The sequence below is a fragment of the Streptomyces rhizoryzae genome (assembly GCF_023155275.1).
Lineage (GTDB): Bacteria > Actinomycetota > Actinomycetes > Streptomycetales > Streptomycetaceae > Streptomyces > Streptomyces rhizoryzae.
In genome coordinates, this window is sequence record NZ_JALMUV010000022.1 from 104,714 (window position 1) to 117,965 (window position 13,252).

Sequence of the window (13,252 nt, forward strand, 5' to 3'; positions counted from 1 at the left end):
AGTCAGACCGAAGTGCCGGGCGGGTGTGCGGGCCTGCCCGGCACCGGGTTGGGGGGAACCATGCTCAGCTGTCCGCGCGGAGGTCGAGAGCGGTCGTACGGTCGTCCGCGCGGCCGGTGCCGATCAGAGCAGGGCGGCGGCCGTGACGTGGTCGCTGCCGGCCGGCAGCGGGGCGAGGTTGCGGGCCTCCACGATGCGGGCGTGCCGATGGCGTGAGGTCAGGATGCGGGGGCGCGAGGCAGCAGCTCCTCAGGGAGGGTGAACGGACCTCGATAGCGTCCGTGATGACGAGGACGCCGGCCACTGCCGCACCGGTATCGCCGGGGCGGGAGGTCTCTCTGTCCGTCGGTAGAGGCGGGGTCGTCCGTAAGGCGCAGGGGATCTCCGTACGAAGCCGTCGATAATCGACGCCATGACGTCCAGTGCACCACCAGCTGTCGAAAAACGCCCGGCCCGCAGTCCCTTCGCGGGGCCCGATGAGCGGGGACGGCAGCTGTGGCGGGCGGGGGGCGAGGCAGTTCTGGCAGCGGCGGTGGTGCTGCTCACCTACCTGGGCGAGTCGGAGATCGAGGCCAGGCTGGCGGGCCGGGTCCCGGCCCTGGCGGCCATCGGCATCGCGCTGGTGCTGGTGCGGCGCCGCTTTCCGGTGGTCGGTGTGGTCGGGCTCGCGGCGCTGATGGCGGTGGCGCCTGCGGCGGCGTTGTTGACCGCGGTGGCGGCCTATACCGCGGCCCGGCAGTGGGAGACGACGCAGCGGCGGGTGGGGCTGCTGCTCGGGGCGGCCGGAGTGGCGATGGTGACGGGTGCGGCATCCGCGCCCGCGCTGGACGTGGGCAACTGGGTGTTCGGCCTGGCGCTGGGTGCGGTGCTCGCGGTGACCACGGTCGTGGTGCCTGGGCTGGTGGGCACTGCTGCGGGGCAGCAGGACCGGCTGTTGGGGGCGTTGCGGGAGCGTGCGGCGGCCGCGGAGGAGGCGCGGCTTCTGGCGGACAGCGAGGCGCGGGTGCGCGAGCGGACGCGGATCGCCGCGGAGATGCACGATCTGGTCGGGCACCGGCTGAGCGTGGTTTCGCTGTACTCGGACGGGCTGGAGATGGTGCTGCGCAAGGAGGCGCCCGGGCTGCGGGACGAGGCCGCTGTGGTGGGCCGTGCCGCCCGCGAGGCGATGCGGGAGCTGCGGGAGGTGCTGGGAGTGCTGGGCCCGGTGGGGCAGACCACTGGCGGTGAGGCGCTGACGGACGCGACGGGTACGCGCGCAGACATCGAGGCGCTGGTCGAGGAGTCTCGCGGCGCCGGCATCCCTCTTGAGCTGGACTGGGACGGACCTGATCTCGATGCGCGGCCGGCCAGGGTGCGGCGGGCGGTGCACCGGGTGGTGCGCGAGGCGCTGACCAATGTCCACCGGTACGCGGCCGGAGCCCATGTGACCGTTTCCGTCCGCCACGCCGGCGAGCGGGTGGAAGTGCAGGTACGGAATGGTGTGCCGCCGGTGCCGCCCGTCGCCGTGACGGGGCTGGGCACCGGGCGTGGACTGATCGGGCTGCGGGAGCGGGTGGCGCTGCTCGGTGGTTGTCTGGAGGCTGGGCGGACGCCTGGTGGCGGCTTCACCGTGACCGCCGGCATCCCTGCCGAGCCCGGACCCGGCGCGGAGTCGCCGGAGGCCGCGCCGTACGAGGAGGTGCCGGGCGCTGCGGTCGAGGAGTCCGGCCGCGGGCTCTCCGCCTTCCATCGGCGCCTCGGCGGTGCCGTCGTCGGGCTGGTCGGCCTGGTGGGGGTGAGCGTGATGATGCTGTTCGGGGTGGCGCTGGTGGACCGTTCACGGTACGACCTCGCGTATCAGAGCCCCGAAAAGCCCCGGTTGGGGATGGAACGGGAGCAGGTGGAGCGTGCCGTGGGCCCGGACAATGTCGTGGTGCGGGCGGCTGCTGCCGGGCGGGAGCCGCCCCGGCCGCGTTCGGCTACGCACTGCCTGTATCCGTACGCGGGCGGGCAGGGCGAGGACGGGAAGCTGGATATCGTCCGCTACTGCTTCCGGGCCGACACTCTGATCGCGATCGACCGATTCACCGTTCCGACAGTGACCGAACCGCCGCATGGGAGAAGGACACATGACTGACCAGGCCAACTCTGCGAGGGCTGGGGCTGGGGCTGGGGCTGGTTCCACGATCCGGGTGCTGCTCGCCGATGACGAGGAGATGATCCGGCACGGCATCCGGCTGATCCTCCGGCACACGGACGGCATCGACGTGGTGGGCGAGGCGGTCAACGGCGCGGAGGCCGTCGAGCTCGCCGCCGAGTGCCGGCCCGATGTGGTGCTCCTCGACATCCGTATGCCCGTCCTCGATGGGCTGGCAGCCATCGAACCGCTGATCGCGCTCGCCCCCAAGCCGCAGGTCGTCATGCTCACCACCTTCGGCGACGAGGAGAACGTCACCCGGGCCCTTCGGGCGGGTGCCACCGGATTCCTGCTCAAGGACGAAGGGGCACAGGAGCTGATCCGCGCGGTGCGGGCTGCGGCCGCGGGGGATGCCGTGCTCTCGCCGGGGGTCACCGGGGCCGTCATCCGGAGGATGCTGAGCGGCGGCGGGACCACTGCCCCGGAAAGCAGGGTGGCGGGGCTGACCAGCCGGGAACGGGAGGTACTGATCATGCTGGGGGAAGGCAGCTCGAACCCGGAGATCGGCAGGCGGCTCGGCATCGGCGTGGGGACGGTCAAGAGCCACGTCCGGTCGATCCTGGAGAAGACGGGCTGTGGCAGCCGGGTACAGGCGGGGCTGCTGGCACACCAGGCCGGGCTCATGGGCTGAAGCGCCCGGCTGGGGTCGCCTGCTCTGTCTCCGGGTAGGACTGCGACTCCACCTGTTGGCAGAGGGGACGTGGTCCGTAAGGGCGACGCGGCAGCAGCCGATCTGCCCTGTTGGCAGTCGGCGTATTCGCTACCTGAGGGCGACGGATCCGGGGGTGGGCCGCGGCCACGATGGTCGGGAGCTTCAACAACCCTTCCAGGAGCACCTGTGCCGCTGCATGTCACTGCCCCGACCCGCCTCCGCGCCCCCTCCATTGCCGCCCGCGCGACGGATCTGACCAAGGTCTACGGCGCGGGCGAGACCCGCGTCGTCGCCCTTGACTCGGTGACGGTGGAGTTCGGGCGCGGCCGGTTCACCGCGATCATGGGCCCGTCCGGCTCGGGCAAATCGACGCTGATGCACTGCATGGCGGGGCTCGACACCATCTCCGGCGGGTCTGCTCGGATTGGTGACACCGAGCTGTCCGGACTGACCGACCGTCAACTCACGAAGCTCCGCCGGGAGAAGATCGGCTTCGTCTTCCAGTCGTTCAACCTGCTGCCCACGCTCAACGCCCTGGAGAACATCACACTGCCGCTGGATATCGCCGGCCGTAAGCCCGACCAGGAGTGGCTGGAGCTGATCGTGGGGACGGTCGGCCTGGCCGGGCGATTGCGGCACCGCCCCTCGCAGCTGTCCGGTGGCCAGCAGCAGAGGGTCGCCGTGGCCCGCGCGCTGGCCGGGCGTCCAGAGATCGTCTTCGCGGACGAGCCGACGGGCAACCTCGACTCCCGCTCCGGCGCGGAGGTCCTGGGCTTTCTGCGGGACTCCGTAAGGGAGTTGGGGCGGACGGTGGTGATGGTCACCCACGATCCGGTGGCCGCCTCCTACGCGGACCGGGTGGTCTTCCTCGCCGACGGAAGCGTCACCGACGAGCTGTCCGCCCCCACGCCCGAGGCCGTACTGGACCGTATGCGGCTCTTCGACGCCAAGGGACGGACGAGCTGACGCATCTCTGCCTCCCTCCGGACCCCCGCTCCCCCGCTCCCCCGCACACTTCCAGGACTGACACACACCACCATGCTGCGTACCGCCCTGCGCAACGTCCTTGCGCACAAAGCCCGTTTGATCATGACCGCGCTCGCGGTCCTGCTGGGCGTCGCCTTCGTCTCGGGCACTCTCGTCTTCGCCGACACCACCGCGAACGCCTTCCGCAACGCCTCGGCCCGGAGCCTCCAGGGCGTGGCCGTCTCCGTGCGGGCGGATCAGGCCAGCACCGCTCCCGATAGTGCGGGCGGCGTGGCCGGTAAGACCACCGGCGCCCTCGACACCGCCCTGGTGCGGAAGATCAGCCGACTGCCAGGCGTCGACGCGGTGCGCCCCACCGTCCACGGTCAGGCCACCCTGGCCGGTAGGGACGGTCGCCCGGTCAACGCCGACGCCACCGGGCAGAACCTGGCCACCAACTACCTGCCGGGCAAGGACGGCAAGGACAGCCATTTCCCGATGAAGGAAGGGCGCGGCCCCGCCTCCGAGGACGAGCTGGCGCTGGACTCCAAGACCGCCGCGAAGGCCGGCTACCGCATCGGCGACACCGTCCGTCTCGCCACCGACGGCCCCACCCTGTCCAAGAAGCTGGTCGGCATCGTCGCCCTTGACGACCCCTGGGGCGCCGCCGGCGGCACCCTCGTCCTCTTCGACACCCGGACCGCGCAGAAACTGTTCCACCACCCCGGACAGTTCGACGAGATCACGGTCGCGGCCCGTACGGGGACCGACGAGTCCTCGCTGACCGCCCAGGTGCAGGCGCTGCTCCCCAAGGAAGGGGCCCGGGCCACCAGCGGGGCCGAACTGGCCGCCGAGCAGTCCGCCCAGATCGCCGAGAGCACGGGATACCTCACCAAGACACTGCTGGTCTTCGCCGGTATCGCGCTGTTCGTCGGCGTGTTCCTCATCGCCAACACCTTCACCATGCTGATCGCCCAGCGCAGCCGGGAGATCGCGCTGCTGCGGGCGATCGGCGCCTCACGCCGCCAGGTAATCCGCTCCGTCCTCATCGAGGCCGCCCTCCTCGGACTCGTGGCCTCGGCCGGCGGATTCGCGCTCGGCCTGGGCATCGCGACCGCGATGCGCCCGCTGCTCAACACGACCGGTGCCGAACTGCCCGAGGGACCGCTGGTCATCACACCCTCGGCCCCGCTGGCCTCGCTCGCAGTCGGCGTCGCCATCACCGTTCTGGCGGCCTGGCTGCCGTCCCGCAAAGCCGCGAAGATCGCCCCCGTGGCGGCGCTCACCAGTGTCGACCTGGCCCCACCTGCCCGCGCCCTGAGAGTCCGCAACGTGCTCGGCACCCTGCTCGCCGGGGCCGGGGTACTCGTGATGCTCCACGTCTCCACGCTCAAGGGCACCAAGGAGTCGAACCTGTTGGCCGCGATGCTCGGCGGCGTGCTGACCCTCGGCGGCGTGATCGTCCTGGCGCCGCTGCTCTCCCGGCCGCTGATCACGCTCGCCGGCAAGGTCACCACCCGCTTCTTCGGTGTCAGCGGCAAGCTGGCCAAGGAGAACGCGCTGCGCAACCCACGCCGCACCGCCGCCACGGCATCCGCCCTGATGATCGGGCTCGCCCTGATCACCGGTCTGACGGTCGGCGCCCACTCCGCCCAGCACGCCGTGGCCAAGGAAGCCACCGCGGGCCTGACCGCCGACTACAAGGTCAACTACAGCTCCGCCCGCGGGCTCGACGCGGACTCTGTCGACAAGGTCGCCCGGGTACCCGGGGTCGCCGCGGCCGCCCCCATCACCATGGCGCAACTCAACACCCGCGGCCGGTCCGCCGTCATCACCGGCACCGACCCGAAGGCGTTCGGCAAGGTGGCACGGCTCGACTTCCGCGCCGGCTCCCTGCACGACATCGGCCCCGGCAGGATCGCCGTCTCCGACGAGTTCGCACGGCGAGCCGGGCTTCAGATCGGCGCCACGCTCGACGCCGAGCTGGGCGGCGGCATGGCCGGCAGCAAGGCCGCGAAGCGAAAGCTGACGGTCGTCGGCATCTACGCCAAGGCCCCCACCGTCGACCAGGCCCTGGGCACGCGCGCCGACGTGCTCCCGTACTCCGTGACCAAACAGTTCGACAACCTGTTGATCAAGGCCGACCGCGGCAGGACCGGCGGCGTTGAGCGCGCGATCCGCGCCTCGCTCGACGACAGCCCGCTGCTCCAGGTGCGCTCCCAGGAGCAACTCGTCAAGGACAACAACGAGAAGGTCAACACGGTCCTCAGCATGACCTATGGGCTGCTCGGCATGGCCGTCGTCATCGCGGTCCTCGGCGTCGTCAATACCCTGGCCATGTCGGTCTTCGACCGTACCCGCGAGATCGGGATGCTGCGCGCCATCGGGCTCGACCGCTCCGGCATCCGGCAGATGGTCCGGTTGGAGTCGGTGGTCATCGCACTGTTCGGCGCGGTCCTCGGGATCGGCACGGGCATCTTCCTGGCCTGGGCCGCAGGCGGACTGACGAGGACCTCGATGCGCGAATACGAGACGGTCCTGCCGTGGGACAGGCTCGGCACCTTCCTGGTACTGGCGCTGATGACCGGCGTCCTGGCCGCCATCTGGCCCGCCCGTCGAGCCGCCCGCCTGAACATGCTGCGCTCCATTCAGCCGAGTTGAGTCAGGTGGACCCCACGCCGGCCGGGCCCCCTCGGATGCCCGCGGTAGAGGGCGCGGGCACGTGTCAAGTCGGCAGGCCCGTCCTGGCCGAGGTTGAGGAAGTAGTTCACCTGCCATGCCTGGGTGCTGCGGGCCTGCCGGCTGGTCGTGGTCACCCACGGCGGATAGACCCGGAATCCGCGCTTTCCGCCAGAGCCGTTTTCGGAGACGATGTTGCGCTCGCACAAGACCCCGCGCGGGAAGACGAACTGTCCGAAGCCAGCGTCGTCGCGGCTGCTGATGACGAAGAGGTCCACCCCGTCGCCGGCGTCGAAAGGCCGGATCGGTCCTTCCTTGGACCGCTGCCACACGGTGACGAACTGGCCGACCTTCGTCGGGGTGGTCTTGGCCACGCGGAACCGAACCGAGCGGCCATCGAGCGTGAACGCGCAAGCCGCGTACTCCGCACTCTCCGGTTCGGGCACCGGCAGCGAGCAGGCGAAACCGCTCCGGTCGTACACCAACGTCTTCGCCGCCAGCAGGTCCCCGTGAAGCCCCGTCCACGGTTGATCGGTCACCATGCCGTCATCCTGCCATCACGCCCGTGCGCACCGCTGTGAACCTCCTGTCGTCAGCCGTGCAACCGGCGCCCCGGGATCCGCACCACATCCGCTGCACAAAACCCGCGGCCGGCCGGTGACCCCGACCGACGCGTCGGACCCGCTCCAGCAGCCGGCCCGGCCTGGCATGAGGGCGGGGCGCGGGTGCCGCCGGGCCGGCGTTTGCGTGCGGACCGTCGTCCCCCGTCAGGCGCTACCGAGCTTGATCGCCTCGATGAGGAGCAGGAGGGCGCGCAGGATCAGGTATCCGCGCCGGGCCATCATGGCGGCCGAGGGCTTCAACCGTCCACGGCGCACGAACGGCCCGCGCCCCCGGGCGGAACGTGCGTGACCGATCAACGGCTCGAAGGACTTCCCGTCCCGCCCCTGCGGCCGCCCGGCGCGGCCCCGCCCCAGCCGGGAACGCGGCGGCCTGCGGGTGTCCGGGCAGGTCAGCACCCACCCCTCGGGCCGCTGTTCCAGCTCGATGTCGTACGCCCGTACCGACTCGATATCGACCACATCGATCACCCGATGACCCGGCACATCGGCGCGCGGCAGCACCTCGCCCTCGCGCCGTTCGAAATGACGCAGGTCCACCCACCACCTCACCGTGGCCCCCTACCACCGGCCGATGGAGAAGCTGGTCAAGACGTACGACGCGATCCACAGCTTCCCGCTGGACATATCCGCACCACTCGGCCCAGAAGGCGCGGTCTACCGGAGGAAACCCGAGCGATCCTCCCCCGAGGGGCTCACACCCCTCTCTGCCACGCACACGACCACCTGCCGAGCCCCTGCCTCACGGTCCACCGTGGAGAAGGGACTCACGACGACCGCGCCGCGCCGGTGGGATGCCGAGATCCTGACCGCGGCGGCCGCGCCGGCCGTGTGCTGCGGCGAAATACTACGGCACCCGGCTCAGGCGGCCTCGCCGCAGGCGGTGGCCGATCCGGTCGGACGGCTGCGGGATGACCGCGCGGATTCCCCGGCGGCGCAGATGGCTGGGCATGGCCTGGGACGAGTACGCGCGATCGGCCGGAACGGCCAAGGGCCGGGTCCGGAGCCCGCGCCTGCACGCGGGCCGGCGCCACCCGGTCCCGGTACAGGTCTCAGACCGGTCTGACCTCAGACGTTCTCCGGGTGTCAATGAACTGAAACGTGCCCGATCCCTTGCACAATCCCCTCATGCAGCCCCTGCCGGTTCCCTGTCCCGCGCACCTCATCCCGGACGCCAGCGGCACCAACGCTTTCCACACCGCATACAGGCAAGCCATGGCGCATCACGCCGTGTTCGTCGCCATCGAATCGGACGGTCCGCGGTGGACCGTGAAGGCCGACACGCTCACCGCCGGCCCCGAATTCTCCCTCGACGACGCCGTGAACGACGCCGTCCGGGACGCGATCACCCGACTGGTCCGCATTCGAGAGGTCGGCTTGGACGCCTACACGGGTCCCGTCTACTTCATGATGCACGGCCTGAGCACTGAAGACCGCGCTCGCGAACTCGCCGCCGCGCTCCACGCCGCCTTGCACGGGGACCTGGAACCACTCCACCGGGCCGCCCCTCCCCCGCCCTGAACCGAACGTCACCCCGCTCCGCAACCTCCGCCCTCGCCCGGTCTTTCACAAAGGGCCGTACCGGCCGATCGGCGAGTGCGGCCAGCCCCAGGGCCGCGTGACGACCACCTCCCGGCCGCCGGCCTCCCGCCTCGCCCACCACTGGTCGACCGCCTTCAGCGCCCCCGAAGACGGCCGCCACGTCCTCACGGTCCCGCCCCCCACCAACGCGGCAACCGCCCGCAGCCGTAGGGCCTCCTGCGCCGACGGCGACAGATGCCGCGCGTCCCCGAGCAGATCGCTCACACACCGCCGGCGACCCAGAGCCCGAACCGTTTCGGATCAGTGCACCACGGTGACGTCCGCGTCCGGTCTTCCGGGACGCTGTTGCATGACCACGATCTCACGTTTGAGGATCTTGCCCGTGGGCCCCTTGGGCAGAGCGTCGGCGAACGTGACGATCCTTGGGTACTTGTAGGCGGCCACCTGCTGTTTGACGTAGTCACGCACCTGCTCGTCGCCGACCTGAACGAGGGCGAACGGATTCTCGATCTGGGCTCCGGCGGCGGCATCGACGTCCTGCTGTCCGCCCGGCGCGTCGGCCCCACCGGCAAGGCTTACGGCCTGGACATGACTCCTGGACATGACTGAGGAGATGCTCGCCCTCGCCCTCGCCCGTACGAAGAAAGCCGGCGCCACGAACGTCGAGTTCCTCAAGGGCACCATCGAGGCCATCCCCCTGCCCGCGAACACCATCGACGTCGTCATCTCCAACTGCGTGATCAACCTTTCCACCGACAAGCCCGCTGTCTTCGCCGAGATGTTCCGGGTCCTGGCGCCCGGCGGCCGGATCGGTGTCTCGGACGTCGTCGCCAACGACAGCCTCACACCTGAGCAGCGGGCCGAACGCGGCGACTACGTCGGTTGCATCGCCGGGTGCCTGCGGGCCCAGCGGGCGGTCGTGTCGTGGACCTCGGCCAGGTCCCCGCCGCTGCGGGTGAGCCGGTAGCGGGCCGGGGTGGCTTCTTCGCCGGCGTGGACCACACCGACGTCGCGGGCGGCATCGAGGGCGTGCCGCAGCTGGTGGCGGGCGAGGTCGTCAAACGTGCTGCCGAAACTGCCGCGGCTGACCGCGCCGTTGTCGTCGATCTCACCGATGAGCCGGTTCAGGCCCGGCGAGGACAGCCCGCGCGCTACGACGACGAAGTCGGAGAGAGCGGGCCCCCATGGTCGCCGCCGCGCTGTAGGGCGAAAACGTCGGGCAGTTCCGCCCGCGCTCCTTCACCGACGATGACCTCCCCGTCCTGGACGGCGGAGACGGCGGCCCGGGCCCGGGTGTGTGGTGCGGCGTTGGCTACGGGGGCAACGAACGCGGCGAAGCCGATCGCTTTGACGATGACAGCAGTGGTGCGGCGCATGACCGCTCCCGCTTCGAGGCGTGTTGAGCGCGTGACGGCCGCACGTGGGAAACTCAGCGCATGCGCTGTGCCGCTGATGTGGGTGCTGCTGCATCGATCCCCCTCCTCCTTGTTCGCAGGCGCCCTCGGGGGATTTGGTTGCCCGTCACCTGCCCGTGCGCAGCTGTGGTCAGCGAGCGATCTCGTCCAGCAGTGACGCCAGTTCGTTGGGCCGGGAGAACATCGGCCAGTGCCCGGTGGGCAGGTGGAACAGGTCCATTTCCGCCATCGGTGCGAAGACCGGGTTGCCGCCGTCGGCCAGCATGCGCACCTGCTCGGGAGTGAATGTTGAAGCGATGACAGAGCAGTGCGTGTCGGGCGGCAGCGTGTGCCGATCCAGGGGGCGAGTGGCGGTCGCGAACGGCTGTGGTGTGGCCAACTCGGCCAGGCGCGCGAGGTGTTCGCTGGTGAGTCCTGCCAGGTTGTCCGGGTCCGCTGCCGGGTCGAACGCCGGTACGGGGAGCTGCCAGCCGTCTCCCTGCTCTGCGACCCGCTTGCGCCACTCCTCCTGTGTCTGGGGCGTATTGAAGTCGATCAGAGCCATCCCGCCGGGCAACGGTCCGGCGTCCACATACACGATCCGGGCGATCCGCTCCGGAATCCGGTCTGCGGCACCGGTGACCGGCAGGTTTGCTCCGCTGTGCCCGACGAGCACTACATCCCGCAGATCGTTGTCGTCGATGAGAGCGACGATGTCCTCTACATGTGTGTAGACGTCCACATCGGGAGTGGCCTCGGCTGCCCGGTCGGCCAGGCCGGTCAGCGTGAGTGGGTGGACGTCGTGTCCCGCTGCCCTCAGAACCGGTGTCACTTCTTCCCATGCCCACGCTCCGAGCCAGAACCCGGGAACCAGAACGATCTTCGCCATGGCCACTCTCATTTCGCGCTTGCCCTGCGGGATTGGACGCCAAGCTAGCCCCGATGGCGGACACCGGCTGTCCAAAAGGCGGGTGGCGACGGCCTCTTTCTGAGCAGTGCGAAACGCGTCGGCCGTTGCGCCGCGGCGGCGGCGTGGCTGAGATGACGCCGGTTGCCCCTGTGCAGGCTCTACGACGTGTGCGCCGCCGCTTCGCTCAGCTTGCCGGGGCGCCACGGGCCATCGGGTTCTCGCCGAGCCGGACCGACAGCGGCCGGACCGCAGCAGCAACCCCGACGTCCCGCAGACGGTCCCACCATCCTTGGCTGCCGCTGCGCCGCCTGGCCGCCGACCGGCCGTTCCCGGCAAGTCGGGGCCGCACTGGCCCCGCCCGCGCTTTCGCGGTCAGGGCTGGCCGGCCCGCGTCCGTTCTCCCTGCTGCTGTCTCAGCCGGATGCGTGTGGGGGCTGCGGGCGGACGACAGCCAAGGGGCATGGGGAGAGCTGCAAGAGCTGGTGGCTGACCGAGCCCAGTGCCAAGCCGCGAAACCCTCCGCGGCCGCGCGATCCGACGACCAGCAGATCCGCTCGGTCGGACGCACGAGCCAGAGCCAGCGTCGGGTCCTCCTCCGGAAGATCCTCCACCACCTTCACGCCGGGGTGCTGCCGAGTTGGCTGGGCCAGCCACGCCTCCAACTCCTTGCGGTGCCTTGTGGCTGCTTCGTCCACCGCGCTGCGGGTCGTCAGGCCATGCAGCCCTGGACGAATCCACGCATGCACGGCCCGCAAGGGGACACCACGCAGGGCAGCCTGCTCGAAGGCGTATGCCAGAGCGGCCTGCGAGTGGGCTGAGCCATCGACCCCCACCACGATGCGATGGTGTCCGCTGGCGAGGTGATTGACGACCACCACGGGGCACACCGCGTGGCCCACGACCTGCAACGCCACCGAGCCCAGCAGCAGGCTCCCGAAACCGCCCGTGCCCTTGGCGCCGACTACCAGTGAGTGGGCGTGCTCCGACTCGGACAACAGCACAGCAGGCGGGGACCCGGAGGGTAGCGCGGACGTCACTTCCAGTTCCGGATGAGTGTCCTTGACGATCGTGGTGGCCTCGTCAACCACGCCCCTGTCCCGTTGCCCCACTTCCCGGTCATGTTCTTCCGTAGTGGTGGCGTATGTATGAGCCGGGGGCAGCACGTGCACGATGCGCAGGGGCCGACGCCGCAGTGCGGCCTCCTCGGCCGCCCATATCAGGGCCCGCACGCTGCGCCCGGAACCATCGACCCCGACGACGATCGGTTCGGCCATGGCTACTCCTTGCGTGGAACAACGACGCGCGACCGCGCCGGCCTGCTCGGGGTGAACGCTCTTGGCCGGTCAAGCCGGGCGACCACAAGGCGGCGGACACGGGGCGCCGCTCCGAATTCCGCCCGCTCACCAGGGTGAGCGGGCCGGGGCGTCGACGCATGGGCCCTTCGTCCCCGCTCGACAGGTCGATCCGGACCGAACGCCGGCCCTTGCGGCACCGGCCGCGGACACCGCCGGGCCTGGCTTGGTCGCGCATTCGGCAGGAGCGGCCCTCCGCGGTGACGCGCTGGGCCCGGTGTTCCGGCTGCCCGACCGACCGCTGGTGGGGTTCCGGGGAGGGCGAAGGTCGGCTCCAGTGTGCCGCGCTCCGAAGACCGGATCCGGTGACGTACACGTAGGCCTCACTGTTTACCTGGAGGAGTCTGTTCCAGGCGGCTTTCCCGGACACCGCTCCGTCGCTCCGCCTTGCTTCCGTCCTCGGAATGGCAGTGTCCCTGGCCGTGGCCGCTTGTGGCGGGGGCGGCGGTGGCGGCGCCAGCTCGCCTACCCCGGCGTCGAGCCCCCGGAAGCCGGTGCATCGGCCTCCGCCTCTGCCTCGGCCGGGGCGCACCATCAGGCGGATGTGCGCTTCGCCCAGGAGATGATCCCCCACCACCGGCAGGCGATCACCATGGCGAACACGGCGCCGCGGCACGATGCCTCTCCGGATGTGAGAGCGCTGGCAGAAAAGATCGAGAAGGAACAGACCTCGGAAGTCAGCACCATGTCGGACTGGTTGACCTCCTGGGGCGAGAAGGTGCCGCCGGAGCAGAGTGGCATGGGACCGGGCAGCCCGAGCGGCATTCCCGGCATGATGACCGCGCAGCAGATGGACGAGCTGAGGGGCACCAGGGGCACGAGCTTCGGCAAGAAGTTCCTGACCATGATGATCGAGCCCGGTCATCCAGTTCTCACCTGCGGTTCGTTACGTAAAGTGACATATTTCGTCACTCGATTGCCGCGGTGCGATGGCCCGGGGTGTCACTCGTTGGTGTGATGC

At 70.4% G+C, this 13,252-nt stretch carries 11 protein-coding genes and 2 pseudogenes; 8 read left to right on the forward strand and 5 right to left on the reverse strand.

Features of this window, described 5'->3' with window-relative positions; translation table 11 throughout:
- Positions 1-412: 412 nt before the first annotated feature.
- The 4 genes from MUU72_RS19120 (at position 413) to MUU72_RS19135 (ending at position 6,455) form a co-directional block, all read left to right on the forward strand.
- Positions 413-2,116, forward strand: coding sequence for a sensor histidine kinase (locus MUU72_RS19120; protein WP_248014527.1), 1,704 nt, complete (start codon positions 413-415; stop codon positions 2,114-2,116).
- Entirely contained in the window at positions 2,109-2,807 is a 699-nt protein-coding gene (locus MUU72_RS19125) for a response regulator (protein WP_248014528.1), read from the forward strand. The genes MUU72_RS19120 and MUU72_RS19125 overlap by 8 nt, the downstream gene beginning before the upstream one ends.
- A 207-nt stretch (positions 2,808-3,014) precedes the next feature.
- Positions 3,015-3,794 carry an ABC transporter ATP-binding protein gene (locus tag MUU72_RS19130; RefSeq protein WP_248014529.1) on the forward strand — a complete coding sequence of 260 codons (780 nt, stop codon included), beginning with the start codon at positions 3,015-3,017 and terminating at the stop codon, positions 3,792-3,794.
- A gap of 72 nt (positions 3,795-3,866) precedes the next feature.
- Positions 3,867-6,455 (forward strand): ABC transporter permease, encoded by a 2,589-nt coding sequence (locus MUU72_RS19135; protein ID WP_248014530.1) that lies wholly within the window; start codon positions 3,867-3,869, stop codon positions 6,453-6,455.
- Here MUU72_RS19135 and MUU72_RS19140 read toward each other — a convergent pair.
- The 3 genes and pseudogenes from MUU72_RS19140 to MUU72_RS19150 form a co-directional block, all read right to left on the reverse strand.
- Positions 6,443-7,015: a MepB family protein gene (locus MUU72_RS19140; protein ID WP_248014531.1), complete on the reverse strand. Its 573-nt coding sequence runs from the start codon at positions 7,013-7,015 to the stop codon at positions 6,443-6,445. The two genes, MUU72_RS19135 and MUU72_RS19140, sit on opposite strands and share 13 nt — an antisense overlap.
- Positions 7,016-7,240: 225 nt before the next feature.
- The gene (locus MUU72_RS19145) at positions 7,241-7,633 is read right to left on the reverse strand and encodes a hypothetical protein (RefSeq protein WP_248014532.1); all 393 of its coding nucleotides are present in this window, start codon (positions 7,631-7,633) and stop codon (positions 7,241-7,243) included.
- A 310-nt stretch (positions 7,634-7,943) separates the two neighbouring features.
- Positions 7,944-8,096 (reverse strand): annotated as a pseudogene (locus MUU72_RS19150) (IS5/IS1182 family transposase); the annotation flags it as partial.
- A gap of 125 nt (positions 8,097-8,221) precedes the next feature.
- Here MUU72_RS19150 and MUU72_RS19155 point away from each other — a divergent pair.
- The 3 genes and pseudogenes from MUU72_RS19155 to MUU72_RS19165 all read left to right on the forward strand — a co-directional run bounded on the left by MUU72_RS19155 (position 8,222) and on the right by MUU72_RS19165 (position 10,207).
- On the forward strand, positions 8,222-8,614 hold the full coding sequence (locus tag MUU72_RS19155; RefSeq protein WP_248014533.1) for a hypothetical protein: 393 nt from the start codon (positions 8,222-8,224) through the stop codon (positions 8,612-8,614).
- Positions 8,615-9,109: 495 nt separating this feature from the next.
- Positions 9,110-9,536: pseudogene (locus tag MUU72_RS19160) on the forward strand (methyltransferase domain-containing protein); the annotation flags it as partial.
- A gap of 92 nt (positions 9,537-9,628) precedes the next feature.
- Positions 9,629-10,207, forward strand: a complete 579-nt coding sequence (locus tag MUU72_RS19165; protein WP_248014534.1) for a hypothetical protein — start codon at positions 9,629-9,631, stop codon at positions 10,205-10,207.
- On the opposite strand, the gene MUU72_RS19170 is transcribed toward MUU72_RS19165, so the two are convergent.
- Positions 10,181-10,918, reverse strand: coding sequence for an alpha/beta fold hydrolase (locus MUU72_RS19170; RefSeq protein ID WP_248014535.1), 738 nt, complete (start codon positions 10,916-10,918; stop codon positions 10,181-10,183). The two genes, MUU72_RS19165 and MUU72_RS19170, sit on opposite strands and share 27 nt — an antisense overlap.
- A gap of 434 nt (positions 10,919-11,352) precedes the next feature.
- The gene (locus MUU72_RS19175) at positions 11,353-12,213 is read right to left on the reverse strand and encodes a universal stress protein (RefSeq protein WP_248014536.1); all 861 of its coding nucleotides are present in this window, start codon (positions 12,211-12,213) and stop codon (positions 11,353-11,355) included.
- Positions 12,214-12,568: 355 nt separating this feature from the next.
- Between MUU72_RS19175 and MUU72_RS36050 the strand changes: the two genes are divergently transcribed.
- Positions 12,569-13,249 (forward strand): DUF305 domain-containing protein, encoded by a 681-nt coding sequence (locus MUU72_RS36050; protein ID WP_505016667.1) that lies wholly within the window; start codon positions 12,569-12,571, stop codon positions 13,247-13,249.
- The last annotated feature ends 3 nt before the right edge of the window (positions 13,250-13,252 follow it).